The 25,607-nt window shown below is 50.0% G+C and carries 23 protein-coding genes and 2 tRNA genes; 22 read left to right on the top strand and 3 right to left on the bottom strand.

Annotated elements, in window-relative coordinates:
• The 20 genes from NK662_RS22435 to NK662_RS22345 all read left to right on the top strand — a co-directional run bounded on the left by NK662_RS22435 (position 1) and on the right by NK662_RS22345 (position 22,446).
• A tRNA-Gly gene (locus tag NK662_RS22435) sits at positions 1–75 on the top strand.
• Between the two features lie 3 nt (positions 76–78).
• A tRNA-Ala gene (locus tag NK662_RS22430) sits at positions 79–154 on the top strand.
• Positions 155–418: 264 nt separating this feature from the next.
• Positions 419–1,237: a diadenylate cyclase CdaA gene (cdaA, locus tag NK662_RS22425; protein WP_254761206.1), complete on the top strand. Its 819-nt coding sequence runs from the start codon at positions 419–421 to the stop codon at positions 1,235–1,237.
• Positions 1,230–2,465: a CdaR family protein gene (locus NK662_RS22420; protein ID WP_254761205.1), complete on the top strand. Its 1,236-nt coding sequence runs from the start codon at positions 1,230–1,232 to the stop codon at positions 2,463–2,465. The genes cdaA and NK662_RS22420 overlap by 8 nt, the downstream gene beginning before the upstream one ends.
• 28 nt (positions 2,466–2,493) lie before the next feature.
• The gene (gene glmM / locus NK662_RS22415) at positions 2,494–3,837 is read left to right on the top strand and encodes a phosphoglucosamine mutase (protein ID WP_254761204.1); all 1,344 of its coding nucleotides are present in this window, start codon (positions 2,494–2,496) and stop codon (positions 3,835–3,837) included.
• 511 nt (positions 3,838–4,348) lie between these two features.
• Positions 4,349–6,151, top strand: coding sequence for a glutamine--fructose-6-phosphate transaminase (isomerizing) (glmS, locus tag NK662_RS22410; protein WP_254761203.1), 1,803 nt, complete (start codon positions 4,349–4,351; stop codon positions 6,149–6,151).
• Between the two features lie 126 nt (positions 6,152–6,277).
• A complete protein-coding gene (locus tag NK662_RS23825) occupies positions 6,278–6,835 on the top strand; it encodes a CBO0543 family protein (protein WP_368736085.1) in 558 nt (185 codons plus the stop codon).
• Positions 6,836–7,009: 174 nt separating this feature from the next.
• Positions 7,010–8,020, top strand: a complete 1,011-nt coding sequence (locus NK662_RS22405; RefSeq protein ID WP_254761202.1) for a LacI family DNA-binding transcriptional regulator — start codon at positions 7,010–7,012, stop codon at positions 8,018–8,020.
• A gap of 300 nt (positions 8,021–8,320) precedes the next feature.
• Positions 8,321–9,628, top strand: a complete 1,308-nt coding sequence (locus tag NK662_RS22400; protein WP_254761201.1) for an ABC transporter substrate-binding protein — start codon at positions 8,321–8,323, stop codon at positions 9,626–9,628.
• 89 nt (positions 9,629–9,717) lie between these two features.
• Complete coding sequence (locus NK662_RS22395; RefSeq protein ID WP_254761200.1) at positions 9,718–10,602, top strand: carbohydrate ABC transporter permease; 885 nt, start codon at positions 9,718–9,720, stop codon at positions 10,600–10,602.
• Complete coding sequence (locus tag NK662_RS22390) at positions 10,602–11,438, top strand: carbohydrate ABC transporter permease (RefSeq protein ID WP_254761199.1); 837 nt, start codon at positions 10,602–10,604, stop codon at positions 11,436–11,438. Before NK662_RS22395 ends, NK662_RS22390 begins: the two co-directional genes overlap by 1 nt.
• Positions 11,439–11,467: 29 nt before the next feature.
• Positions 11,468–13,138 (top strand): glycoside hydrolase family 13 protein, encoded by a 1,671-nt coding sequence (locus NK662_RS22385; RefSeq protein WP_254761198.1) that lies wholly within the window; start codon positions 11,468–11,470, stop codon positions 13,136–13,138.
• A 110-nt stretch (positions 13,139–13,248) separates the two neighbouring features.
• Entirely contained in the window at positions 13,249–14,205 is a 957-nt protein-coding gene (locus tag NK662_RS22380; RefSeq protein WP_254761197.1) for a carbohydrate kinase family protein, read from the top strand.
• Between the two features lie 12 nt (positions 14,206–14,217).
• Positions 14,218–15,687 carry a sucrose phosphorylase gene (gtfA, locus tag NK662_RS22375; protein ID WP_254761196.1) on the top strand — a complete coding sequence of 490 codons (1,470 nt, stop codon included), beginning with the start codon at positions 14,218–14,220 and terminating at the stop codon, positions 15,685–15,687.
• A 93-nt stretch (positions 15,688–15,780) separates the two neighbouring features.
• Positions 15,781–17,037, top strand: a complete 1,257-nt coding sequence (locus NK662_RS22370; RefSeq protein WP_254761195.1) for an MFS transporter — start codon at positions 15,781–15,783, stop codon at positions 17,035–17,037.
• Positions 17,038–17,145: 108 nt separating this feature from the next.
• Complete coding sequence (locus NK662_RS22365; RefSeq protein WP_254761194.1) at positions 17,146–18,342, top strand: sensor histidine kinase; 1,197 nt, start codon at positions 17,146–17,148, stop codon at positions 18,340–18,342.
• On the top strand, positions 18,339–18,995 hold the full coding sequence (locus NK662_RS22360; protein WP_254761193.1) for a response regulator: 657 nt from the start codon (positions 18,339–18,341) through the stop codon (positions 18,993–18,995). Before NK662_RS22365 ends, NK662_RS22360 begins: the two co-directional genes overlap by 4 nt.
• 140 nt (positions 18,996–19,135) lie before the next feature.
• Entirely contained in the window at positions 19,136–20,068 is a 933-nt protein-coding gene (locus NK662_RS22355; protein WP_254761192.1) for an ABC transporter ATP-binding protein, read from the top strand.
• Positions 20,069–20,080: 12 nt separating this feature from the next.
• The gene (locus NK662_RS22350; protein ID WP_254761191.1) at positions 20,081–21,283 is read left to right on the top strand and encodes an ABC transporter permease; all 1,203 of its coding nucleotides are present in this window, start codon (positions 20,081–20,083) and stop codon (positions 21,281–21,283) included.
• A gap of 11 nt (positions 21,284–21,294) precedes the next feature.
• Positions 21,295–22,446 (top strand): ABC transporter permease, encoded by a 1,152-nt coding sequence (locus NK662_RS22345; RefSeq protein WP_254761190.1) that lies wholly within the window; start codon positions 21,295–21,297, stop codon positions 22,444–22,446.
• 13 nt (positions 22,447–22,459) lie between these two features.
• Here NK662_RS22345 and NK662_RS22340 read toward each other — a convergent pair whose 3' ends face one another.
• Positions 22,460–22,651 (bottom strand): hypothetical protein, encoded by a 192-nt coding sequence (locus NK662_RS22340; protein WP_254761189.1) that lies wholly within the window; start codon positions 22,649–22,651, stop codon positions 22,460–22,462.
• Between the two features lie 90 nt (positions 22,652–22,741).
• On the opposite strand from NK662_RS22340, the gene map reads away from it, so the two are divergent.
• Positions 22,742–23,488, top strand: a complete 747-nt coding sequence (gene map / locus NK662_RS22335) for a type I methionyl aminopeptidase (protein ID WP_254761188.1) — start codon at positions 22,742–22,744, stop codon at positions 23,486–23,488.
• 29 nt (positions 23,489–23,517) lie between these two features.
• Here map and NK662_RS22330 read toward each other — a convergent pair whose 3' ends face one another.
• On the bottom strand, positions 23,518–24,390 hold the full coding sequence (locus NK662_RS22330; protein ID WP_254761187.1) for a Cof-type HAD-IIB family hydrolase: 873 nt from the start codon (positions 24,388–24,390) through the stop codon (positions 23,518–23,520).
• A gap of 126 nt (positions 24,391–24,516) precedes the next feature.
• Between NK662_RS22330 and NK662_RS22325 the strand changes: the two genes are divergently transcribed.
• On the top strand, positions 24,517–24,900 hold the full coding sequence (locus tag NK662_RS22325) for an OsmC family protein (protein ID WP_254761186.1): 384 nt from the start codon (positions 24,517–24,519) through the stop codon (positions 24,898–24,900).
• Positions 24,901–25,133: 233 nt separating this feature from the next.
• Here NK662_RS22325 and NK662_RS22320 read toward each other — a convergent pair whose 3' ends face one another.
• The gene (locus tag NK662_RS22320) at positions 25,134–25,418 is read right to left on the bottom strand and encodes an ArsR/SmtB family transcription factor (RefSeq protein ID WP_254761185.1); all 285 of its coding nucleotides are present in this window, start codon (positions 25,416–25,418) and stop codon (positions 25,134–25,136) included.
• Positions 25,419–25,607: the final 189 nt, after the last annotated feature.

The following is a 25,607-nucleotide window of genomic DNA, read 5'->3' as shown; positions in this document are numbered from 1 at the left end:
GCGGAAGTAGTTCAGTGGTAGAATACAACCTTGCCAAGGTTGGGGTCGCGGGTTCGAATCCCGTCTTCCGCTCCATATGGGGCCTTAGCTCAGCTGGGAGAGCGCCTGCTTTGCACGCAGGAGGTCAGCGGTTCGATCCCGCTAGGCTCCACCAACTACATACACATATTGCCTTAGATCCAGCACTGGATTTAAGGCTTTTTTATATGTGAAATTGTATGGCGTTTCAGCATAAAGAACGCTTGAAGCGCAGAGTTTATGGATATGAAGATACAAAGCGGGGGCGCACCTGACATCACTGCAGCGAATTGAGGGAAAGGAGCCGGGATATTTTCTGGGCTTTGCCGTTACCCGACTAATAGGTTATGATATAATTAGTTGATTATTGTAAATTATACACTGATGGAGGAAGGGTCAAATGCTTGGAGATATGAGCAGTATTCTTACGTATCTCAGCAATATAGTAGACATAGCCCTTGTCTGGTTTGTTATCTATAAGTTAATTGTATTGGCGCGAGGGACGAAGGCTGTCCAGCTTTTAAAGGGAATTACAGTGATTTTGATTGTTCGTTTCCTAAGCGACAGCTTTCATCTATATACACTGTTATGGCTGATGAATCAAGCAATTACATACGGATTTTTGGCGATTATCATCATCTTTCAACCCGAGCTGCGCCGGGCCTTGGAGCAGTTGGGGCGGGGCAGCCTGTTCTCACGGAATAATCAGCGGGAAGAGAATGGGCAGGACAATGTGGTGCAGTCTATTGTAAAGGCTGCCGAGTATATGGGAAAACGCCGTATTGGCGCACTGATTTCCCTTGAACGTGAGACGGGCATGAATGATTATATCGAGACAGGCATCCTTATGGATGCGCATGTTTCCTCGGAGCTTCTTATTAATATTTTTATTCCCAATACGCCTTTGCATGATGGTGCGGTCATTATGACGGGAAGCAAGATACGGGCAGCCGCCTGCTATCTTCCGCTTTCAGAAAGCCCGTTTATCTCAAAAGAACTGGGAACAAGGCACAGGGCGGCATTGGGAATCAGTGAAGTGACAGACAGCTTGACAGTTGTTGTTTCGGAAGAGACAGGCCAAATCTCATTAACGAAGAATGGGGAGCTGCACCGTGACTTGAAGCTGGAGCAGCTGCAGGAGATGTTATTAAAAGAGCTGTATATAGAGCCGACATCGTCTTCAGCTTTGTGGAATTGGAGGAGAAGAAGCGATGGATAAGTTGATGGATAACCATTGGTTTCTGAAGGGCATTTCTTTATTGTTGGCATTCATTCTATATATGTCCATCAATACAGGGAAACAGCCTGAAAGCTTTACATCCAGCGGTTTTCCCTTCGGAAATGTTACGGAGACAATTTCTGATGTCAAAGTGATCCCGTATTATGACCAGGAGAAATATGTCGTGACAGGCATCCCTGAGCATGTGAATATGACATTGGAAGGGCAAGGCAGTTTAATTGTGTCTACAAAGCTGAAGCAGCAGTTTGAAGTATACATGAATTTAAATGAATATGAGCCGGGCACCCATGATGTGAAGCTGCAGTATACGGGCATTCCGGATGGGCTGAGTGTGAAATTAAGTCCGGCCAAGGCCCGTGTTACCATCCAGGAGCGCGTGAAGAAGGCATTTCCAGTTGAAGTCAGCTTTGTGAATGCAAATCAAATGAAAGAGGGATATCAGGCTGATAAGGTATCCATTAAGCCGGGTGCGGTGGATATCTATGGAACTGCCGAGCAACTGGAGCAGGTTGGGGCCGTCCGGGTGTTGACCGATCTGAAAGGGGCCAGCCAAACCTTTACGAAAGAGGCCAGGGTTACAATTTATGATAAAACAGGCCGCAGAATGGATCTGCAGACAAAGCCGGAGTTCGTCAGTGTGACCGTGCCGGTCATCAGTCCGGAGAAGTCAGTGCCAATCAAGGTGGATCAAAAAGGAGCCTTGCCGAATGGTGTGCACCTGGTCAGCATTCAAACGGATCCTGAGGAGGTCACAGTATACGGACCAAAGGATTCCTTGCGCAGTATTGAATCCATAGAAGGAATTGTAGTAGATTTAGATAAGATAACAGAAGATACAACCCTTGAGGCGGATATCCCCTTGCCTAAGGGGGCCGTCAAGCTTTCCAGCAGCACCGTTCAAATTACCGTCCGTGTCAAGAAGGATGAAAATCGGGCCTTTACAGACGTTCCATTAACGGTAAAAGGGCTGGGGACAGGCTATAGCTTAAACTTCCTGGAGCCAAAGACGGGGAAAATTGCGGTGGAAGCCGTTGGAGATAAACAGACTGTAGCGCAGCTGACAGCAGCACAGATACAGCCATTTATCAGCTTACAGGATATCGGCCTGGGGACACATGATGTTCCGGTACAAATCAATCCTGTCGGAAATGTATCCTTTAAGCTGGGCCAGCAAAATGTAAAAGTAGAGGTTATCAATAAGAGCTAGTGAACGAATCAAAGGAGCGAATTGACAAATGGGAAAATATTTTGGGACTGATGGTGTACGCGGTGTCGCAAACAGCGAACTGACACCAGAGCTGGCATTTAAAATCGGCCGGTTTGGCGGCTACGTATTGACAAAAAATACAGAGCGTCCAAAGGTGCTGATTGGCCGTGACACCCGTATCTCCGGGCATATGCTGGAGGGAGCTCTGGTTGCAGGGCTTTTATCCATTGGAGCAGAGGTTATGCGCCTTGGTGTGATTTCCACGCCGGGTGTGGCCTATTTGACAAAGGCATTGGGAGCCCAGGCAGGCGTCATGATCTCAGCTTCGCATAATCCGGTCCAGGATAACGGCATCAAATTCTTCGGCCCGGACGGCTTTAAGCTGTCTGATGAGCAGGAGCTGGAAATTGAGGCTCTGCTGGACAAGGAAGCAGATGAGCTGCCGCGCCCTACCGGCGGCGGTCTTGGACAGGTAAATGACTACTTTGAGGGCGGCCAGAAGTACCTGCAGTATTTGAAGCAGACTGTGGACGAGGACTTCTCCGGCCTTCATGTGGCATTGGATTGCGCGCACGGAGCCACGTCTTCACTGGCGCCGCATTTGTTTGCTGATTTGGATGCGGACATTTCCACAATGGGTACAACACCAAACGGATTAAATATTAATGATGGTGTGGGTTCCACTCATCCGGAGGCATTGGCGGCTCTCGTGAAAGAGAAGGGTGCCGATATCGGCCTCGCCTTTGACGGAGATGGAGACCGTCTCATTGCAATTGATGAGAACGGCAAGATTGTTGATGGTGACCAAATTATGTACATCTGCGCGAAGTATATGAAGGAAACAGGCAAGCTGAAGCATGACACAGTGGTATCCACTGTCATGAGCAACCTGGGCTTTTATAAGGCTGTCGAGGCGCAAGGCATGAAGAGCATCCAAGCCGCTGTAGGCGACCGGTATGTGATGGAGGAAATGCGCAAGGGCGGCTATAATCTTGGCGGAGAGCAATCTGGCCATATTATCTTCCTCGATTACATCACAACAGGCGACGGCATGCTGAGCGCCATTCAGCTCGTGAGTATCATGAAGGCAACGAAGAAATCCCTGTCGCAGCTGGCGGGAGAAATGCAGAAGTTCCCGCAGCTTCTTGTGAACGTGCGTGTGCGCGATAAGAAGGAAGCAATGGAGGACCAACAGATTTTGGAGGCAATCCGGGCAGCTGAGGAAGAAATGGCCGGAAATGGCCGTATTCTGGTGCGTCCTTCCGGTACAGAGCCGCTTGTGCGTGTCATGGCGGAAGCGCCTACGCAGGAGCTGTGCGAACAGTATGTAAGCCGCATTGTGGAGGTTGTGAAGGCTCAATCGGGCGAATAAGGGGCTTTCTCAAGAAAGATAATATGCACAAGGGCACCTTGCGAGGCTCTTGTGCATATACTTTTTTATAGTGGTTCCCGCAGGTTTTCGTTGACGGAGCCACGGGTCTATTATAAGATTAGAATGTTCTTTTCTCATACAAAAGCATAAAGAAAGCGCCAGAGCTGTCAGAGGACAGCTGACGAGGAGGAGTTTTATCGAGGGTTCGGCGGATGACTCCCGGTTGTCATCACAACCGCAAATGCTTGCTTAAAACAAAGGGGCAACTCTTTGCACAAAGGCAGGCGTGTGATGGGGAAAAGGACGGGTGTAAGCTGTGCAAGTCAGGAGACGATATTTACAAGAAGAGAGGAAGGTGAATGTCGTTACTGGCTTACAGTGCTAGCAGAAGGCACAACTTGGACGATACACGTGCCCCCGTTGTTTTTGTTTGGATTATGAAGCCATGCAGCTGACTAAGGGAGAGATTTGTTAGAGCAGTAAGCCGCATAAATGGTAACGACAGCATAATATGTGTGGAATCGTAGGATTTATTGGTCAAGAGGATGCGAAAGAGATTTTGCTGAAGGGATTGGAGAAGCTGGAGTACCGCGGTTATGACTCCGCCGGTATTGCTTTGCAATCTGCTGAAGGTATTGCTGTATTTAAAGAAAAAGGCCGTATTGCCAACCTGCGCGAAATCGTGGATCCGGCTGTGGAGGCTCATATTGGTATCGGTCACACACGCTGGGCGACACACGGTGTGCCAAGCAAGGCAAATTCCCATCCGCATCAAAGCACATCCAAGCGCTTTACACTTGTTCATAATGGTGTTATTGAGAACTATGAGCTGCTGAAAAATGCACATTTGCAGGGTGTGACGTTCCTGAGCGAAACGGATACAGAGATTATTGTGCAGCTGGTTGAAAAGTATGTGAATGAGGGTCTTGCTGTAGAGGAAGCATTCCGTACAACATTGACGCTTCTGCACGGCTCTTATGCATTGGCTATGCTGGACAGCGAGAACGAAGGCACAATTTACGTTGCCAAGAATAAGAGCCCGCTGCTTGTTGGCGCCGGCGATAACTTCAATGTTGTAGCAAGTGACGCAATGGCGATGCTGCAGGTGACAAATCAGTTCATTGAACTGATGGATAAGGAAATGGTGCTGGTGACTGACAGCAGCATCACAATCAAGAACTACGCAGGTGAGGTTGTGGAGCGCGCTCCTTATACAGCCGAGCTGGATGCAAGCGACATCGAAAAGGGCACATACCCGCACTTCATGCTGAAGGAAATTGATGAGCAGCCGCTTGTTATTCGTAACATTATTGCAAAGTACCGCAACGAAGAAGGCGAAATTGAACTGTCCCAGGACATTCGTGATGCGATTCTGGCGAGTGATCGTATCTATATCATTGCAGCAGGAACAAGCTACCATGCAGGCCTGATCGGTAAGCAATTCATTGAGCGCTTTGCAAAAATTCCGGTAGAAGTGCACGTAGCGAGCGAATTCTCCTACAATATGCCGCTTCTGTCTGAAAATCCGTTCTTCATCTACATCTCTCAGAGCGGAGAGACTGCTGACAGCCGCGCTGTGCTGGTGCAGACAAATGAAATGGGCTACAAGGCATTGACAATTACAAACGTACCAGGCTCCACGCTGTCCCGTGAAGCAGACTACACGCTTCTGCTGCATGCAGGTCCGGAAATTGCGGTAGCTTCTACAAAGGCTTATACAGCGCAACTGGCTGTATTGGCAATTCTGTCAGCTGACATCGCCTATTCCAAAGGCTTGGAAATCGGCTTTGACCTGACGCAGGAGCTCGGCATCATTGCAAGCGCCATGGAAGCACTGTGTGGTGATAAGGAAGAAATGGAACAAATTGCCCGTGAGTACCTGGCAACAACACGCAACTGCTTCTTTATCGGCCGCAGCCTTGACTTCTATGTGGGCCTGGAAGGCGCACTGAAGCTGAAGGAGATTTCTTACATCCAGGCGGAAGGCTTTGCCGGCGGTGAGCTGAAGCATGGTACAATTGCCCTGATTGAAAACGGTACACCAGTCATCGCATTGGCTACACAAGAGTACGTGAACCTTGGCATCCGCGGCAACGTGAAAGAGGTTGTGGCACGTGGTGCAAACCCATGCATCATCTCCATGGAGGGCTTGGAAATGGAGGGCGACCGTTATGTGCTGCCGGCAGTGAATGAAGCACTGACGCCGCTTGTTTCTGTCATTCCATTGCAGTTGATTTCCTACTATGCTGCCCTGCACCGCGAGTGTGATGTAGATAAGCCTCGTAACCTGGCAAAGTCTGTAACAGTAGAATAAAACCAAATTAGTCGAAACCAGGCCGAGGCGGCTTCAGGATTACTCCTGAGACTGTCTCGGTCTTTTCTTTTTTGCAGGTTATATGAAAATCTATCCCCTACAATATCTCTTGAGAACTTTTTTGTTATGAATGGAGAAATCAGGGGGAATAGTAAAAACAGAAAAAATAAGAGAGGAAACAATATGCTCCTTGCAGTTCAGTATGGGAAGTGGATCTTTCTGGCTGTTTCTATTTTGGTTTTTAATATAACAGCAATTCAATCACGAAAACGGCTGCCTATCACAACCATATATGCAACCACTTGCTTTGCATTATGCGTCCAGCAATACTTTGATTCATATGCAACCTTTCGATTTCGGGCGTGGGGATTCTTTACAGTCGGCAAAGCAGACTTTCCTTCCCTTTTGGTGAAGTGGGGGATTTATCCGGCAGTCAGTGTTCTGATCGTGAATTGGTACCCCTATCATTCATCCCGGTGGAAGAAGTTCAGCTATATTATGGGCTGGTCTGTTTTTTCCACTGTCTTTGAATGGGCTGCAATAAGGTTGGATATTCTTTGGCATATTCATTGGAATCTGTTCTATTCCTTCCTCATGTACCCAGTGATTTATTATGTATTTTTGATTCTGCATGTCAGGTTTTATAAGTGGCTGAAGCAACGGGAAGGAGATGAAAGGACTTGATATCGTTAAAATCTAATTTTGAAATGAATGAATGCTGTTGTGAGCGAGATCGCAGTGTGAAAGAGTCCTCTCAGAAAGACTATGGGAGGGCTCTTGTTTTTTGGGTGAACTTGACAAGGGTAAGCATAAGCTATAAATTGGAAAAAAACGTTTTCCTATAGGGGTGCAGGTTTCATGAAGCTGACAATTAAGGATATTGCCAAGATGGCGGGGGTTTCTGTTTCATCGGTTTCCAGAGTCATCAATAACAGCAAGCCGGTGAATGATGAAATCAGGGAGCGGGTGGAAAAGGTCATTCAAGAGACAAACTTTCGTCCAAATGCGCTGGCGCGCGGACTGATTCATAAATCGACCAATCTGATTGGAGTAATCATTCCGCAGGTGAACTCCGTCTCTGCCCACCTGATTAATGGAATCGAAGAGGTTGCCGCCAGAAACGGCTATCATATCATTTTGAGCAATTCCGGCTCAGATACGGAGCAGGAATTGAAGGCGCTTGATATTTTTGCGGAAAGGCAAGTGGATGGCATTATTCTCTCCTCTGTCGATATCACCGAACAGCACGTACAACAGATGAACAGAAATAAAGTGCCTTTGGTCGTGGTGGGGCAAAAGACAACGGAGTACGGCATTCCTTGGGTGGATGTGGACAACTATCAGCCTGTCGCTGAAGTCGTGCGATATCTGGTGCGTTGCGGCCATGAGAGGATTGGGATGATTTATGGCCCGTTACAGGACCAATCGGCGGGCTTGTCCCGTTATCAGGCATTCCTGGATGAGATGGCAAGAAAGCAGCTGCCCATAGATCCAGCCCATTTGGTGGAGAGCAGATTTACTACAAAAGGCGGATATGAGGCGATGGAGAGCCTGCTTCGGAATGAATCTGTCCCGACGGCCCTTGTATGTGCGTCTGATATTATTGCGATTGGCGCAAAAAACTGTGCGGAAGACCGCGGCTATTTGATTCCGGAGGATATGTCCATTGTTGGCTTTGATGATATTGAGCTTGCCGCGCTTGTCCGCCCCCAGCTGACAACCGTACAGGTGAATATTGAAAGGATGGGCACCAGGTCCATGGAAATTCTGCTGCAGACGATAGAGGAACAGCAGCTGCATACAATGGAACACTATGTGGACTATCGTCTCATGGTCCGCGATAGTGTGAAGACGATTCGAAAAAGATAAACCTGTTGCCCAGGAGATATGAGAACGCTTTTAAATTTGGGAAACCGTTTTCAGAAATATGTTGAAATGGTGCGAATGTTATAATATAATGACTTATATAAGCTTAGGAAAACCTTTTCCTGGGGTGATACAGACCAGAGTTGAGAGTGTAGAGGGAGCAAGGGAGCTCTGAAATTTTTGCTTTTATAAATATGTATGAGAACCCTTACAACTTGGGCAAAATCAATTTGAGCAATTTCATGGAAAAGCAGTTTTCTTCAAGATTTCTATCAGGAAAGAACATGAAAGGAAGATGAGCACATGGGAAACAAATTTGGCTTTTTGAAAAAGTCAGCCATTGTTGGGGTTGTCGCTGCTTTAACAATTCCATTGGCTGCATGTGGAGGCGGTTCCACAAAGAACGAAGCTGGCTCTAACGGCTCAAAGGTCAAGATCATCTTAACGAATGGAAAAGGTGAGATTGACAAGCAATTCAAGGATGCAGCGAAAGAGTTTATGACAGCCAACCCGAACATTCAGGTTGATGTAAACTCTGTAGCGGTCGGGGATTCACTGAACATCTACGATAAGCTGACAAGCTCCGGCAAGGTAGTCACAATGGCGATGTTCTCCCCATACGATGCCGTAAACAAATACAAGGATGTAGGCATTGATCTTTCCGGCGAGAAGTGGAACGCGGATACAAAGGATGCTGTGAAGAATTCTGATGGCAAAGTAATCGGCTTCCCATTTGCAATTGAAGGCATGGGTCTTGTATACAATCAGCAGGTACTGGATAAGGCAGTGGGCGGCACGTTTGATCCATTCACTATCAACACACGTGATAAGCTGAAGGCTCTGCTCGACAAGATTAAGGCATCCGGCGTAGAGTACCCGGTAGCTTACCAGACAGAGGCTTGGTCTGTGGCAAACCACTACAGCTCCTTGTTCTTGAACCAAGAAAAAGAACCAACCAAGATCACTGACGATTTGAAGGCAGGCAAGTTCGACCTGGCAAAGAATGAGACTTGGAATGGCTACTACGATACATTGGATCTGTTGACTTCCAAAACCTACAACAAGTTCGGTGAGCGTCCGCTTGGCCAGTACTATGACACTGCGCACGTAGCTGTCGGCAAAGGCGACTCTGCCATTCTGTTCAACGGCAACTGGGCATTTGATTCCCTGAAAGCAGTATCCGGTACAAAGTTTGGCTTCATGCCTGTTCCAGTGGACAACAACGAGAGCAATGAACTAAACAATAAGATTGCTGCCGGTGCAACACAGGTTATGGTCATTAACAAGAAGGCAAGCAAAGAACAGCAGGACGCAGCGAAGAAGTTCCTGGACTGGCTGGTATATGACAAGGCTGGACAAGACTTCGTTGTAAACAAAGCACAAATCATTTCCGCGTTCAAGAACAACCCGAACAAGGTAACAAACCCGCTTGGTGTTGCGATCAGTGATGCACTTGCGGCTGGCAAGACAATGCCATTCACTACAAACTATGTAAACACAGGCGACTGGACTACAATTCTTGGTCCGGAGGTACAAAAGTACATCGGCAAGCAAAGCTCCAGAGCTGACTTGGCGAAGGCCTTTGAAACTTACTACAAGAATCAAAAATAATTCAGTTCTTTGATGCAGCAGTGAATAAAGTGGGCGGATACCTGTTATCCAGCCCACTTGTTTCTATTTTGAAAGAGGAAGTGAAAGACATGGAGCAGCGAAAAAGAAACCTTGGCAACTTAGGAAATGCCCTCTTATTCCTGGGTCCCACCACTCTGTTCTTCGCGATGACCGTACTGATTCCGTTCGCATATGGACTATATATGACATTCAATCGCATGAGCAGCCCGGTGGACCCGATGGTATTTTCCGGGCTGGAGAATTATGTGAGTGCCCTTCAGGACAAGCAGTTTTGGACGTCCCTTGCATTGACACTTAAATTCGTAGTGGCCACGGTTGTATTTGTAAATTTAGTCGGATTTGGTCTGGCATACCTTGTGACATCCGGACTCCGTATCCAGAATTCCATGAGAACAGCCTACTTCACACCAAACCTTATCGGCGGTCTGGTGCTCGGCTATATCTGGCAATTCATCTTTGTGCAATCTTTGCCGGCTTTAGGCGACAAGCTGAATATTTCCTGGCTGAAGCTGGGTTGGCTCGGCGACCCGCACTTGGCTTTCTGGTCACTTGTTATCGTAACCATCTGGCAAACCTCCGGCTATATGATGATTATCTTTATTGCCGGCTTAATCAGCATTCCAAAGGATTTGATGGAGGCGGCTACAATCGACGGCGCCGGCCCGATCCGCAAGATGTTTACTGTTACACTTCCTTTAATGGTGCCTTCTTTTGTTGTAACGGTGTTCCTATCCCTGAAGAATGCCTTCATGGTATATGACCTGAACTTCGCCTTGACCAAGGGCGGACCGTTCAACAGCACACTGATGGTGTCCATGCATGTAGTCAACAAAGCATTTGTAGAGGCAAACTATGGAACCGGACAAGCACAAGCAATCATCCTGTTTATCATTGTTGCGGTCGTAACCGGTATTCAAGTATATTCCAGCAAGAAAATGGAGGTTGAAGCATAATGCAAAGAAAAAAAATGGTGAATTCCACCTTGCTTTATATTCTTTCTTTCATAGTGCTGATTCTGTTCGTGTTTCCTTTCATCCTGCTTATTCTAAACTCTTTTAAAAGCAACGGGGAAATTCTGACCAGCCCATTTGCACTGCCTGAGCATTGGAACTTTGCTCATTTCAGTGGTGTGTTTGAGAAGATGAACTTTGCCGTAACCTTTAAGAACTCAATGATTATTACGGTGCTGAGCACGCTGTTCATCGTATTTTTCTCGGCAATGGCCGCGTATCATCTGGTGCGAAAGCCAACCAGGTATAATAAACTCTTTTTCACCGTACTGGTGGCATCTATGGTTATTCCGTTCCAATCCCTGATGATTCCGCTCATCTATATTTATGGAGCAAAGCTGCAGCTCATTGATGCCATACCGATTCCATTGCTGATTATGTTCTATATTGGCTTTGGAAGCGCCTTGTCCATCTTTATGTTCCATGGCTTTATCAAATCCATCCCGGTAGAGGTGGAGGAAGCGGCACGCATTGATGGCTGCAACACACTGCAGACCTTCTTCCTGATCGTGTTCCCGATGCTGAGACCGATCACAGTGACCATTGCGATTCTGAACGTGCTTTGGATTTGGAACGACTATCTGCTTCCATCCCTTGTTTTGGGCAGTGAAGACGTATATACAATGCCTGTTCAAATGAAGGTATTCAGCGGTACGTACATGAATAACTGGGAGCTGTTGATTCCAGCAATCCTCTTAACAGTCATCCCGATCCTGATTATGTATATGCTCGGCCAGCGCTCCATTATCAATGGCGTAATGCAAGGGTCCATCAAGTAATCGGCAGCAGGTAAAGGAGAGTTAGGGAAATGAACAAAGTATGGTGGAAAGAAGCGGTTGTCTATCAAATTTATCCGCGAAGCTTCATGGACAGCAACGGGGACGGAATCGGGGATTTGAAGGGTGTTACCTCCAAGCTGGACTATTTACAGGACCTGGGTGTGGACGTCATCTGGATTTGCCCGATGTACAAGTCTCCGAACGATGACAATGGCTATGACATTTCGGATTATCAAGACATTATGGACGAATTCGGGACAATGGCTGACTTCGATGAACTGCTTGCGGAAACCCACAAGCGCGGCATGAAGCTGATCCTGGACCTCGTGATCAATCATACGAGCGATGAGCATCCTTGGTTTGTGGAGTCCCGTTCCTCTAAGGACAATGCAAAGCGTGACTGGTACATCTGGCGGGATGGAAAAGACGGCAAGGAACCGAACAATTGGGAATCTATTTTCAGCGGGTCCGCTTGGAAATACGATGAGGCAACAGACCAATATTTCATGCATATCTTTTCCTCGCGCCAGCCGGACTTGAACTGGGAGAATCCAGAGGTGCGCGAAGCCCTGTATGATATGGTGAATTGGTGGTTGGAGAAGGGGATTGATGGCTTCCGTGTGGACGCAATCTCACACATTAAGAAGGAGCCGGGCTTCCCTGATATGCCAAATCCCGAGAACCTGGAGTATGTCCCATGCTTCCCGAAGATGATGAACGTGGAAGGCATTGATGAGTTTTTAACCGAGCTTTCTCAAAAAACGATTAAAAACTATGATGTGATGACAGTCGGTGAAGCCAACGGTGTCCGCCTCGAGGATGCAGACAGATGGGTTGGCGAAGAAAACGGCTACTTTAATATGATTTTCCAGTTTGAGTTCTTGGGCCTGTGGGATAAGAATGAGGATGGAACCATTGATGTTCCGGCATTAAAGAAAAACCTGACGAAGTGGCAGCTGGGCCTGGAGGGCAGAGGCTGGAACGCCTTGTTTATTGAAAACCATGACCAGCCGCGCCGCGTTTCCAGCTGGGGCGATGACCGGAAGCTGTGGAAGGAAAGCGCCAAGATGCTTGGTGCCCTGTACTTCTTCATGAAAGGTACGCCTTACATCTATCAGGGGCAGGAAATCGGGATGACCAACGTGAAATTCCCTTCTATTTATGATTACAATGATGTGGGCATGGTGAACTACTATAAGGTAGAGACAGCAAAAGGGCGCCCGCATGAGGACATCATGAAGGTGATTTGGGAAAAGGGACGCGACAACTCCCGGACGCCGATGCAATGGAATGACCGTCATATGGCGGGCTTCACAGAGGCTGAACAGACATGGCTGAAGCTGAATGAGAACTATCGGACCATCAATGTGGAGCAGCAAATGGATGATGAGGACTCCATTCTGAGCTTCTACAAGCAAATGATTCGTCTGCGCAAAGAGAATCCGGTATTTGTCTATGGAACATACCAGCTGCTGCTGCCAAATCATCCAAGACTGGTTGTCTACACACGCAGATTGGGTTCCCGGCAGGCACTGGTCATCAACAACTTCTCAAAGCAGGCGACCCGTTTTACATTGCCGAGGGAGCTTACGTTTAAATCTGCAGAGCTGGTGCTCCATAACTATGAGGCCGATCCTGGAAAGCTGAAGAAGGAATTCACGCTGAAGCCTTATGAAACACGGGTCTACTTATTGAAATAGGAGCGCCTTGCTCCTATTTTCGCTTCAAATACATCACAAATTGGTAACCTGTACAGGAGAAGGCTGAAGAGCTGCTGTCCCATTACCGATTTGGCATATGGAGGAAGAGTATGCTGCGCTTAACAGATAGAATAGAATTTCCAAGCAAAAGCAATGATATCCTGACTGTGGGAGAGCTCCTTGTTGATATGATTTCTGCAGAATACGATGAAGATTTTACATGCGATACCTATCACAAGTTTTTCGGCGGCTCTCCTTCTAACATTGCCATGAACGTCAAAAGATTGGGCATACGTCCTCTTGTAGCCTCAGCTGTCGGGAAGGACGGATTTGGCAAATTCCTGATGAACCATCTGCAGGAGGCTGACATTCCAACAACCTGCCTGCAGCAGGTGGAGGATGCAACAAGCATGGTGGTTGTAACAAAAAGCCGGTCCACGCCGATTCCGATTTTTTATCGGGGCGCTGATTATCAGCTTGCCTATACACCGGAACTGGAAGAGGCTCTGTTGCACTCGAACATTGTCCATTTCTCCTGCTGGCCCATCTCCCGCAAGCCGGTGCGCGCAACAGTGGAAAAGGTAATCGACACGGCGAAAGAGAATGGCATTCTCGTATGCTTTGACCCGAACTATCATCCGATGATTTGGGAAAAAGGAGAGAACGGCATTGAGTATGTAAAATCCATCATTGGTAAGGCAGATATTGTGAAGCCTTCTGAGGATGATGCAGAGAGACTGTTCGGCAAGGATACGCCTGAAAATCAGGTTCAGAAGTTTCTGCAGCTGGGGGCCAAGCTTGTCATTATGACCTTGGGCAAGGATGGAGCCATTGTCTCCAATGGTGATGAAACGCTTCAATTCCAAACGGTGGCAACAGAGGTTGTGGATACGACAGGAGCAGGAGATGCCTTCTGGTCCGGCTTCTACGCGGCTGTTGTGAAGGGTTATACGATTACAGAAGCTTTGCAGCTGGGGTTCGCTGTCAGCGCCTATAAGCTGAAGTATATGGGTGCCGTAGTGGATTTGCCGAAGCTGGAAGAGATTCAAGAATTGTACGGATTATAGGAGGACCAAGACATGCCTGTAAAGAATCAAGTGCAACTTATCACATATCCGGACTCCTTGGGCGGAGATTTGAAAGCGCTCCGCCATGTTATGGAGGAGCATTTTCTCGATATTTTTAAAGGCGGAGTGCACATTCTGCCGCCATTTCCCTCTTCCGGTGACCGCGGCTTTGCGCCCTTAACCTACCTGGAGATTGAGCCGTCCTTCGGGACATGGGAGGACATTCAGGGCATCGGGGAAAATTTCGATGTGCTGCTGGATTTAATGGTCAATCATATTTCTCAGAAATCTGCCTACTTCCAGGACTTCCTGAAGAAAGGCCGCCAATCGGAGTACGCAGACCTGTTCCTGACCTTGGATAAGCTGTGGGAGGATGGCAAGCCGGTGCAGGCAGACATTGATAAGATGTTCCTGCGCCGTCCGCGTCCGTATTCCACCTTTACAATTGAAGAAACAGGTGAAACAGAAACAGTATGGACAACCTTCGGTAAAACAGACCCGTCCGAGCAGATTGACTTGGATGTGAAATCCGAGAAGGTGAAGCAGCTGCTGACGGATTTCTTTATGAATTTTAAAGAGAATAACGTCAAGATTGTGCGTCTGGATGCAGTCGGCTATGTCATTAAGAAGCTCGGCACAAGCTGCTTCTTCGTGGAACCGGAAGTGTATGAGTTCTTGGATTGGGTGCTGGATTTGGCGCGCTCCTTGGACATCGAGATTCTGCCGGAGATCCACTCCCACTACAGCATTCAGTATAAGCTTGCCGAGCATGGCTGCTGGATTTACGACTTTATTTTGCCGTACCGTGTGCTTGATACTATGATCAACAAAAACAGCGCAGATTTGCTCGCGTATCTGAAGGACCGCCCGCATAAGCAGTTCACGATGCTGGATTGCCATGACGGCGTGCCGGTCAAGCCTGATTTGGATGAGCTGATTGATACGAAGAAAGCGCGTGAGCTGGTGGATGTATGCCTCGAGCGCGGCTCCAACCTCAGCCTGATTCTGTCTGAGGAGCACAAAGCGCCGGATGGTTTCGACGTACATCAGATCCGCTGCTCCTACTACTCTGTGCTGGACTGCAATGATGATGCCTATCTGGCAGCAAGAGCCATCCAGTTCTTTGCGCCTGGCATTCCGCAAGTCTACTATGTGGGCCTGCTGGCAGGAGAGAATGATCAGGAAGCTGTAGAACGCACAGGCGAAGGGCGCGAAATCAACCGCCATAACTTCACGATGCCGGAAATTGAAGAGTCTCTGCAAAAGCCGGTGGTGCAGCGCCTCATGCAGCTTATCCGCTTCCGCAACGACTATGATGCGTTTAACGGCGAGTTCCGCGTGCTGGATTCTGCAGCTGATGAAATCCGCCTGTCCTGGACGAAGGATGAGAAGCAGTGCACCCTGTTCATCGACCTGAAGACAAACAAGACAGTGATCGACTACACTGCTGAGAACGGCGAAACAGTACAATACCATGTATAAGGAGGAAAGGCAGAGAGCTTTGGCACTCTGCCTTTTTCTATTTACAAACGGACTGCCGGTCTGTAGGATTGGAAAAAGAAAGGGGGGAAGGAAATGATCTTTCAAAACCGTACCTTCCGTTATTTATTTATGAGCTATGGGGTGTCACTGCTTGGCACATGCTTTTCCACCATTGCAGTGAACCTTTGGATTTTGCAGACAACGGGAAGCGCCCGCCTGATGTTTCTTTTCTTCCTGACATCCTTGCTGGTGACAATCTGCTTTGGGAGCATCGCCGGCACGGTGGCAGACCGCTATAACCGGCGGACAATTATGTGGGCGGGAGATCTTTGCAATGCTGCGATTGCCGGCACGATTGCCGTATGTATGTATATGAAATTTACGCCGTATCCGCTGATTATTGCTGTCTGTGCGCTGCAGGTGTTTGTCGGGCTGTTCCACCAACCGGCCTTTCAGGCTTCGCTCAGCTCCATTTTGGAAAAAGAGCTGATTCCCAAAGCAATGGGTGCCATCACCATTGTCGATAATATCGCGCGCATTCTCGGGCTTGCAGCGGGCGGTACGATCGTCGGATTCTTTGGGGCAGCGACTGCCTTTGTCTTTGATGCAGCCACATATCTGATTTCCTCGTTGCTTGTTCTGGCGGCAGGCACGTTCCCTGTAATTGTCCGGCAGAAGCAGCAAAAGGAAGTGCCGGCGGAGAAGCAGTCCTTTCTCGCGGATTTTCAGGAGGGCCTGCGCGTTCTTTGGGGAGAACCGTTTGCGCGCTCCTTCATGATTATGATGCCGCTTGTAGCCTCCTTTTTCATGATGTCGCTGATGATGATCCAGGTGTCAGCCGTGAAGATTTGGCATGCGAGTCCGCTGCAGTTCGGGCTGATGGAGGCTTGTGTTCCATTCGGGTATATCATTGGATCAGGATTATTAATGAAGTATGACAGTCGGCTTGTAAAGCGGGGCTACTGGATTTTTGCCGGCTTTCTGTCCCTTGGCCCCATCTATCTTGTCATTTCGCAGGTAACAGGGATGAATCAGGCCTTTCCCATCATTTTCGTGCTTGGCTTCATGTTTGCCCTATGTACCCTGCTCATGAATGTGGCGCTCCGCATGGAGATTCCCCATGAGGTGCAGGGCCGCGCCTTCGGGATGATCGGCACGCTTACAAGTCCCATTATGACCATTGCCATCGGGATTGCCACATATTTCTCCGACCGTATGGGCCCGCAGCCGGTCCTGGTTGCCTCAGGGCTCCTGCTGACAGCTGTGGCGGTGCTGTTGACGATTGTATTGAAGCCTTTACGGACGTACAGGGCGGAGGAAAAGGAGCAGAAGGCGTATGAAATAGGCTGAAGGCCAAGAGCATACAGGAAAAAAACAGCCATGCAGGGAATTATATCAGGGGCGGGAGGTGTACAATGCACCTCTTTCCTTATTTTATAGAAGGGAGGTGAAGCTTCTATGCTGAAATCTACGAGACTCTTGATGCTCCTGCTGATTTCATTTACCTATTACGCGCACATACCGGATGGGAGAATAGATATGAAAATTCTTACGGGTATTGGAATCTTTCTCTATAGCATCAATCACTTCGGAATCATGCTTGGCCGTCTGGGGAGGAAATGGGTTCTGCTGCTGCTGGGTGTGGATATGGGAGTTACCGGGATGCTTGGCTACATCTTTGCGCCAAGCACGCTGTACTTAATTTTGTTCGGGGTATTGGGACTCAGCTTATTCTTGTATACAGAGCATAAGCGTACACTGTTCAGCTTTTCTGCAGCCTTCTTTGTCGTTTGGGCTATTATTCTCATTCATACATATCAGTCTGCCGGGCAGGTAGAGGTGGTGGAGAATACCATCAGCTTTATGTTTGTATTTTTCCAGTCGCTTGTCGGCAATCTGATCCGCAAGCTGCTGCAGGCCCGGCAGACAGTGGACCTGCAGTATGAGCATTTGAACGAGTCTCATCAGTCCCTGCAGGAGGCGCACGTGCAGCTGCGGACATATGCGAAGGAGGTGGAGGAGCTGACGGCCATCCGGGAGCGGAATCATATCGCCCGGGAGATTCATGATACCGTCGGGCACAACATGACCGCGCTGCTGGTGCAAATTCAGCTGGCGCAGGAGCTGCTGAAGCGGAGCCCGGAGCATGCGGAGCAGACGCTGCAAACGTGCTATGAGCTGGCGCGCAATTCCTTGCAGGAGGTGCGGCTGTCCGTCCGGACGCTGAAGGAGGAGGGGCATTCCTCCAATCTGGCGGCTGTCATCCGGACACTGCTCAGTGATTTTTCGAAGACAGCCCATATGGAAGCCGAGTTTCAGCTGCAGGGTGATCCGTCTCTTGTGCCGACCTCGCTGCATCCTACGATTGCCAGGATTGTGCAGGAGTCCATGACGAATACGAAAAAGCATGGGGGCGCATCCCTGTGCCGGATTACCTTGAGCTGTCAGGAGGAGCGGGTTGGCGTCATGATTGAAGATAATGGCCAGGGCAGCGGTGAAATTCAGCCTGGCTTTGGCTTATTGAATATGAAGGAACGGGCTGAGGAGCACGGAGGCAGTATAGTATTTACAAGCAGAGAGGGAGACGGCTTCCGTGTGCAGGCCGAGTTCCCGCTGCAGCAGAGAAAATGGGTAATCGGGGGGACTGCAGGATGATTCGGGTTATGGTGGTGGATGACCAGCCGCTGGTCAGGGACGGGCTGGCCATGCTGTTGCGTTTGCGTGATGAATTGGAGATTGTCGGAACGGCAAATGACGGGAAGGAAGCGCTGGAGAAGGCCCGGGAGCTGCAGCCGGATATTGTGCTGATGGATATTCGGATGCCCGGCACAAATGGCGTGGAAGGAACGAAGCTGCTGCGTGACCAGCTGCCGCAGGTGAAGGTGCTGATGCTGACAACCTTTAAGGATAGTGAACTCATCTTTCAAGCTCTTGAGAACGGAGCGAGCGGCTACTTATTGAAGGATATGCCGACAGATACGATTGTGCAGGCCATTCTGACCGTGCAGGCTGGCGGAGCAGTGCTGCCGCAGGATGTAACGGCACAGGTGGTCCGGGAATTAAAGCGTACAAGGGAACCGGATGCGGAAGAAGCGCCCAAAGAGGTGAAGCAGCTGACAGAACGGGAATATGAGGTGCTGCAGCAGCTGGGCTGCGGCCTCAGCAACAAGGAAATTGCCGAGAAGCTGTTCATCACCGAAGGGACCGTGAAGAACCATGTGTCCAACATCATCAGCAAGCTGCAGCTGCGTGACCGGACGCAGGCGGCAGTGTTTGCGGTGCGGTATCATATTACAACCTTCCTATGACTTTTGGCATAGAAGGACGAAGGAAAGCGGCTGCATACAGCCGCTTTTTTCATGTGCAAATTCTATCGGAGGCAGGATGGAGGATGGCGCTCCTTTTTATACACTGGTAACAGGAAAGCAAAAGAAGGAGCTGATCTTATATGCTGGCTGTTCGGGATATTCGAAAGTCGTTTGATCAAAAAGAGGTTGTGCGCGGTGTGTCTTTTGAAGTGAAACGAGGGGAATCCTTCGGGCTGCTGGGGCCGAACGGGGCAGGAAAATCCACTACCATTTCCATGATTTGCGGGCTGGTGCCATATGACAGCGGCGAGGTGCTGGTGGACGGCATTTCAGTGAAAGGAGACCCGACGGCAGCGAAGCGGAAAATTGGGATTGTGCCGCAGGATATCGCTCTGTATCCGACCATGTCAGCTCTGGATAATCTGCTGTTTTGGGGCCGCATGTACGGATTGAAGCGCGGTGAGGTGAAGCGGCGCGCCGAAGAGGTGCTGGAATATGTGGGGCTGAGAGACCGGGCGAAGGATCGGATTGAGACCTTCTCGGGCGGCATGAAGCGGCGGATCAACATCGGGGCGGCCCTGATGCACAAGCCGGAGCTGTTAATCATGGATGAGCCGACCGTGGGGATTGACCCGCAGTCCCGCAATCATATTTTGGAGACGGTCAAGAGGTTGAATGAGCAAGGGATGACCGTTATCTATACGAGCCACTACATGGAGGAAGTGGAATACCTGTGCAAGCGGATTGCGATTGTGGACCATGGGGCATTGATTGCCAGCGGGACGAAGGCGGACCTGTGCAGCCGTCTGGCTGACGGCCATATCATCCGGCTGCGTGTCAGCAGGCTGGAGGAGAAATTTTTGGCGGATATACAGGAGCTGGATCTGGTGGAGCGTGTTCTGGCAGACCGAGAGGAAGGAACTGTTGATATTGGTGCAAGCAACGAGACTATCATCGGTGAAATCATTGCTTGCACGGTCAAGCACCGTGTTCAGGTGCTGTCTCTTGAAGTGAAGGAGCCAAATCTGGAAGCACTGTTCCTGCAGCTGACAGGGCGTTCGCTTCGCGACTGAGGAGGAAAGAGGATGAAAAGTCTGTTGATTGCCTGGAAGGATTTTAAAATTCGGATGCTCGACCGGCGCGGTTTTTTCATGATGATTCTCATGCCGCTTGTGCTGACGGCGATTTTGGGTTCGGCGTTGAAGGGCTCCATGAGCGAGGATAACCTGCCGCAGACGGTGATCGCCTACTATCAGGAGGGGACCGATGAGCTTGGAATCATGCTGAAGGAGGATGTGCTGCAGGGGGAGCAGCTGAAGGAGCTGGTGCAGGTCAAGGAGGCGGTGTCGCCGGAGGAAGCCCGGCAGCTGGTGCGGGACGGCAAGGCGGACGCGGCCATCCTCATTCCGGCAGACTGGAGCAAGGAGATGGCCGGGGGGAAGCTGAAGGAGCCGACACTCATCACAGACCCGGCGAAGACGGTGCGTGGCTCGATTGCTGAAACGATTCTGCGGACGTTTTCTGAGCAGGCAAAGACCATGGCGGTATCCACACAAACCGTTATGGGAGATTTGGCGCAGTCCGTCCCGGTCTCGACAGGGAAGCTGAATATGGGAGAGGCCGCAAAGGACATTCAACGCAAGATACAAGAGAGTACGGATGCCCAAGTGAAGGAAGGGACAGTCGGAGCAAAGCTGGTTTCCTCCATGCAGTATTACGCAGCCGGCATGGGGGTGATGTTCCTGTTGTTTAACGCGACGGTCGGAGCCAAGATGATTGCAAGCGAGCGGGCAACGGAAACACTGGCCCGTTTGCTGAGCACGCCGACCAGCCGGTTCTCCATTCTATTCGGAAAGTTTCTTGGCACGCTGCTGTTTTCCTATATCCAGTTCCTCCTTTTTATCGGCGCCACCCACTACGGATTCGGGGTGGACTGGGGCAGTGACACAGGGCAGCTGCTGGCAGTCGGGGCAGCCTACAGCATTTGTGTATCCGGCCTTTCCATGCTGCTTGCGGCAACCATCCGGGATGAGAAGTCCGCGGATGTCATCGGCGGCATCGGCATTCAGGTTCTGGCTTTGCTCGGCGGTTCCATGCTGCCAATCTATGCGTTTCCGGATGCCTTGCGTATGGTCGCCGGCTTTACGCCAAACAAGTGGGCGCTTACCAGCCTTTTGAATATTATGTCCGGCACGACATGGGAAGCCTTGCTGCCGGCCCTGACGATTTTAAGCTTGGCCGGTCTGGCTTCCGTTGCCATCGGCACATGGCGGATGCAGGTACGATAGGGGGAATCGAGATGAGACAATCCATGGCAATATGCTTTTGGGAATTGAAGCGGCTCTTGCGGAATCGGCGGAGCTATGTGCTGATGTTTGGCATGCCGCTTCTGTTCACTTTGCTGTTCGGCGGTTTGCTCGGCGGGTCAAGCACTTCCAAGGTAAAGCTGCTGCTGGTCGATGAGGATGGAACGGTCCTGTCAAAGTCCTACACAGACCAGCTGCGCGACAATGAAATCATGGAGCTGCAGACCGTGACCTACGGGGAAGCAAAGCAGCAGGTGGAAAACAAGAAGGCTTCTGGCTTCATTGTGGTGCCAAAAGGTTTTCAAGAGGCGATGCTGGCCGGCAAGGGAATAGAGGTTTCGCTGAAGCGGAGCCCCGATTTCACCTCCAATGCGGCGGTGAAGCAGCTGATGAGCGATGCCATCCATCGGATCGGCACAGAAGTGAAGGCTTCTGTTGCCTGGAGCCAGTACAGCGCGCAGAGCTGGGAGGGGATGTACGGGAAGCTGGAGAAGGAAACAGCGAAGCCGGTTTCGATACAAAAAGAGACAGTTTCCAGAAAGGATGCCGCGCGCATGAATCCGACAGCAGAGCGGGCATCCGGGTTTTCCATTATGTTTGTGATGATTGTGATGATGAGCGCCACCGGGGCAATTTTGGATGCCAGAAGGACGGGAGTATGGTACCGCCTGCTGTCAACCCCGGCTTCGAAGGCACAAATTCTGGGCGGCTATCTCTTATCCTTCTTCCTGCTGGGGTGGCTGCAGTTTGGCACATTGATGCTCCTGACACATTGGCTGTTTGATGTGCAGTGGGGAAATGCAGGCGGGCTGTTTGTTCTTGTCTCCGCGATGCTGCTGGCAATTGTCGGCCTGGCACTGCTTGTGGCCGGTGTTGTCAAGACAGTGGAGCAGCAGTCGGCGCTTGGCAATATGCTTGTGGTATCCACCTGTATGATCGGCGGCGTCTACTGGCCGCTCGAGATTGAACCGAAGCTGATGCAGCGGATTGCAGACTTTGTGCCGCAGACATGGGCCATGCGGGGATTCACGGAACTCACGGCGAAGGGCGGCTCTGTGATGGATATGGGGCTGTATGCGGGAATTTTGCTTGCTTTTGCTGCAGTGTTTTTCGCCGTCGGGCTGACCCGTATCCGGTATAAATAAAAGAAGACGGCATCTACGCGCGGGCGCGTTCGATGCCGTCTTCCTTTTGTTCCCCGGAAACGGATGCTATAAGGGCAGTCATCCCCATGCATCCAACTACAATCAGCATGGCGAGCAGCGGAAAGAACGGAAACAAGAGCAGCACAGTCATGACAACAAGAATGAGCAGAAATGCGCCTGCTATATAATTGACGAGCTTGTCCATTAGAGATTACCTGCTTTCTTCCAGTTTTGTACTATGATATGCTTGTCCTTACATGAATAGAAGCCAAAAAGGTAAAAAGGAGAGCATGCTGTGATTACATTGAAAACAAAGCGGGAAATCACTCTTATGCACGAGGCGGGCAAGCTGCTGGCAGCCTGCCACAGGGAGATTGCGAAGCTGGTGCAGCCGGGAATCTCCACATGGGAAATCGACAGCTTCGCGGAGAAGTTCTTGCAACAGCACGGGGCCAAGCCGGAGCAGAAAGGCTATAAGGGCTATCAGTATGCGACCTGCGCCTCCCTGAACGATGAAATCTGCCATGGCTTTCCCCGCCGGCAGCCGCTGAAGCAGGGAGATATCGTCACCATCGACATGGTGGTGAATTTGGGCGGTGCCCTGGCGGATTCCGCCTGGACATACGGGGCCGGGCGTTTGTCCGCCGAGGCGGCGGCGTTGCTGGAGGCTACGAAGGAAAGCCTGTACAAGGGCATTGCCCAGGCGGTGCCCGGGAACCGCATCGGTGACATCGGGCATGCAATTCAGTCTTATGTGGAGCCCCTTGGGTATTCGGTCGTCCGGGAGTTCACCGGGCATGGCATTGGCTCCTCCATCCATGAGGAGCCCCACATCCCGCACTTCGGCATTCCGGGACGCGGCCTGCGCCTGAAGGAGGGCATGGTCATCACCGTCGAGCCTATGATTAACATGGGGGCATGGCAATCGAAGCTCGACAGCAACGGCTGGACGGCCCGGACGGTTGACGGGAAGCTGTCGGCGCAGTATGAGCATACCATTGCGATTACCGGGGAAGGGCCGCTGATTTTGACGGAGCAATAGGAAGAAAAGCGCGGCACCGGGCCGCGCTTTCAGCTTTGCTTTGCTTCCTGCAAAATATATTTCTCCAGAGCATGGGCTACGCCGTGCTCTGCATTTGTAAGTGTCACCGCATCGCACAAGTCCTTCACCGCCTGTTCGGCATTCCCCATGGCAATAGAAAAGCCGGCAGCCTGCAGCATCGGAACATCGTTGAAGTTATCGCCAATCGCGACAGTGTCCTCCATCGCGATGCCCAGGTGCTTGGCCATGGCCCGAAGTCCTGTCCCCTTGTGCCCATCTATATGCATAATCTCTAAATTAGTCGGGCCGGAAGCAGTTACTGTGATGCCGGCCATCTGCTCCAGCTTTTGCAGCACAATCGCCCGTTGTGTGGCATCCAAGGTGAAGATAAAGAACTTCTCAATCTCCAAGTCCGGCTCTGCCAACAAATCGCGAACATCTGTAAAAAAGGTGATGACATTTGATTTCATCTGATGCTCGGTGATACGCTCCAAGTCCTCGATGGTAAAGCCATGCTCAGCAGGGCTGCTCACCTGGTAAGCGGCAAACACCTTCTCTTTCCAGTTGTGCGGCGACCGTATGCCTTTATTCGTATAGAGCTTAAAAGGAAGGTGCTCTCCTTCCAGGGTCTCCGCAATATGTCCGGCTGTTTCCTTGGAAATATACAGTGCCTGCAGCAGCCGGCCATCCGCATACACGACAGCGCCGTTGCTGGCGCCAATGGGCACCTGCAAGCTGTAGCGGTCCAACACCTGTTGTACATCATCCTTGGCCCGTCCCGAGCAAATCATGGGGATGTGGCCACCAGCCTTTGCTTTGGCAATGGCAGCCAAATTCTCCTCCGAAATCTCCAGGTGTCCATTCAGCAGGGTGCCATCCATATCAATTGCAATTAATTTCATAGCCTTCACTCCTTTAACCCCTACTATATAAGATTTTAGTAGAACTGTAACCCGCTGGAACAGACAAAACTGTTGCGTTTGTCCTCCATTCTTGCCATGATGAGGACAAGGGGGAGGGGTGCACACATGCTTTTTCAGATGAAGGAAACAGGTTTTGCAGCAGAAACAGAGTATGGGGAGTTGCAGATTGACAATGGCGGTGAACATGGCTTCCGTCCCTGTGAGCTGCTGACAGCATCCATTGCAGTATGCAGCGGCGGGATTATGCGGGCCATTTTGGATAAGAAGCGTATTTCCTATGAGGATTTGTCCATTCAGGCTGAGGTGGAGCGGAATGAAGTGGAGGCGAATCGCATCACCCGCATTCACCTGCACTTCGTGGTGAAAGCGGAGCAGCTGACGGCCGCACAAATGGAGAAGGTCATGGCATGGACCTTTAAAAATTGCTCCATGGTCCAATCGGTGAAGGAAAGCATCCAAATCGAGGAAACCTTTGAAATTGTGAAGTAGGGAGAGAAAATCCCTGCTTTTTTTATAAAGCTTGCAGGATTTTGTAGGCGGATAGCGAAACTTACACTGTCAGTTCAATATGTAAGCGCTTCCTTTTGGGCGTGGGCCAGGGATTGATGGACTCCTTTTCATTCCTATAGCAGATAGAGAGACAGGAGATGCCTTGTACGTGAACAATGAATGGAAATGGATGTCTGTAGAGAAGCCCTTGCCGACAAGGGCTTCTCTGCAATTTAAGAAAAAAACTGGACAATATTTTTTGCCTGCTCGTCGATTACCTCGTAATATACCTCCAGCCCTTTTCTCGTTCCCCTGACGATCTGATTACTCTTTAACTTCGTTAAATGTTGGCTGATTGCGGGCTGCGGGAGCTGGAATTCCTCATGCAAGTCCGTCACGTTGGAGGGGCCCTGATCCACCAGCATTTTGACCAGGCCAAAGCGGACCGGATGACCGAGCACCTTCATTTTCTCAGCACTGTTTATATATAGATCCTGGTTCAACTCATAATTCTTCATAGGTACAAGTCACTCCTTACATAAGGTTGAGATGATTTCCAGTATATGTATTCTCGGCAGAATCACATGTTCCTGCTTTTTCTGTATTTAACACTATGTAAATAATGTTAATGATTTGTGCCTACAGCGGTTAAAAAACGCTGTCTGTTCCCGTCTCTGCAAGGCAGGCTCGAACTGCCTTATGTAGAA

It is taken from the genome of Ectobacillus ponti, from assembly GCF_024294785.1.
Taxonomy (GTDB): Bacteria; Bacillota; Bacilli; order Bacillales; family Bacillaceae_G; genus Ectobacillus; species Ectobacillus ponti.
The sequence above is the reverse complement of the archived record's forward strand: the minus strand, read 5'-3'. Positions and strand labels throughout refer to the sequence as shown.

Excerpts from the sequence above, each read along its gene's own strand:
- cdaA (WP_254761206.1), top strand. The coding sequence starts at position 419 with ATGCTTGGAGATATGAGCAGTATTCTTACGTATCTCAGCAATATAGTA.
- NK662_RS22420 (WP_254761205.1), top strand. The coding sequence starts at position 1,230 with ATGGATAAGTTGATGGATAACCATTGGTTTCTGAAGGGCATTTCTTTA.
- glmM (WP_254761204.1), top strand. The coding sequence starts at position 2,494 with ATGGGAAAATATTTTGGGACTGATGGTGTACGCGGTGTCGCAAACAGC.
- glmS (WP_254761203.1), top strand. The coding sequence starts at position 4,349 with ATGTGTGGAATCGTAGGATTTATTGGTCAAGAGGATGCGAAAGAGATT.
- NK662_RS23825 (WP_368736085.1), top strand. The coding sequence starts at position 6,278 with ATGAATGGAGAAATCAGGGGGAATAGTAAAAACAGAAAAAATAAGAGA.
- NK662_RS22405 (WP_254761202.1), top strand. The coding sequence starts at position 7,010 with ATGAAGCTGACAATTAAGGATATTGCCAAGATGGCGGGGGTTTCTGTT.
- NK662_RS22400 (WP_254761201.1), top strand. The coding sequence starts at position 8,321 with ATGGGAAACAAATTTGGCTTTTTGAAAAAGTCAGCCATTGTTGGGGTT.
- NK662_RS22395 (WP_254761200.1), top strand. The coding sequence starts at position 9,718 with ATGGAGCAGCGAAAAAGAAACCTTGGCAACTTAGGAAATGCCCTCTTA.
- NK662_RS22390 (WP_254761199.1), top strand. The coding sequence starts at position 10,602 with ATGCAAAGAAAAAAAATGGTGAATTCCACCTTGCTTTATATTCTTTCT.
- NK662_RS22385 (WP_254761198.1), top strand. The coding sequence starts at position 11,468 with ATGAACAAAGTATGGTGGAAAGAAGCGGTTGTCTATCAAATTTATCCG.
- NK662_RS22380 (WP_254761197.1), top strand. The coding sequence starts at position 13,249 with ATGCTGCGCTTAACAGATAGAATAGAATTTCCAAGCAAAAGCAATGAT.
- gtfA (WP_254761196.1), top strand. The coding sequence starts at position 14,218 with ATGCCTGTAAAGAATCAAGTGCAACTTATCACATATCCGGACTCCTTG.
- NK662_RS22370 (WP_254761195.1), top strand. The coding sequence starts at position 15,781 with ATGATCTTTCAAAACCGTACCTTCCGTTATTTATTTATGAGCTATGGG.
- NK662_RS22365 (WP_254761194.1), top strand. The coding sequence starts at position 17,146 with ATGCTGAAATCTACGAGACTCTTGATGCTCCTGCTGATTTCATTTACC.
- NK662_RS22360 (WP_254761193.1), top strand. The coding sequence starts at position 18,339 with ATGATTCGGGTTATGGTGGTGGATGACCAGCCGCTGGTCAGGGACGGG.
- NK662_RS22355 (WP_254761192.1), top strand. The coding sequence starts at position 19,136 with ATGCTGGCTGTTCGGGATATTCGAAAGTCGTTTGATCAAAAAGAGGTT.
- NK662_RS22350 (WP_254761191.1), top strand. The coding sequence starts at position 20,081 with ATGAAAAGTCTGTTGATTGCCTGGAAGGATTTTAAAATTCGGATGCTC.
- NK662_RS22345 (WP_254761190.1), top strand. The coding sequence starts at position 21,295 with ATGAGACAATCCATGGCAATATGCTTTTGGGAATTGAAGCGGCTCTTG.
- NK662_RS22340 (WP_254761189.1), bottom strand. The coding sequence starts at position 22,651 with ATGGACAAGCTCGTCAATTATATAGCAGGCGCATTTCTGCTCATTCTT.
- NK662_RS22330 (WP_254761187.1), bottom strand. The coding sequence starts at position 24,390 with ATGAAATTAATTGCAATTGATATGGATGGCACCCTGCTGAATGGACAC.
- NK662_RS22325 (WP_254761186.1), top strand. The coding sequence starts at position 24,517 with ATGCTTTTTCAGATGAAGGAAACAGGTTTTGCAGCAGAAACAGAGTAT.
- NK662_RS22320 (WP_254761185.1), bottom strand. The coding sequence starts at position 25,418 with ATGAAGAATTATGAGTTGAACCAGGATCTATATATAAACAGTGCTGAG.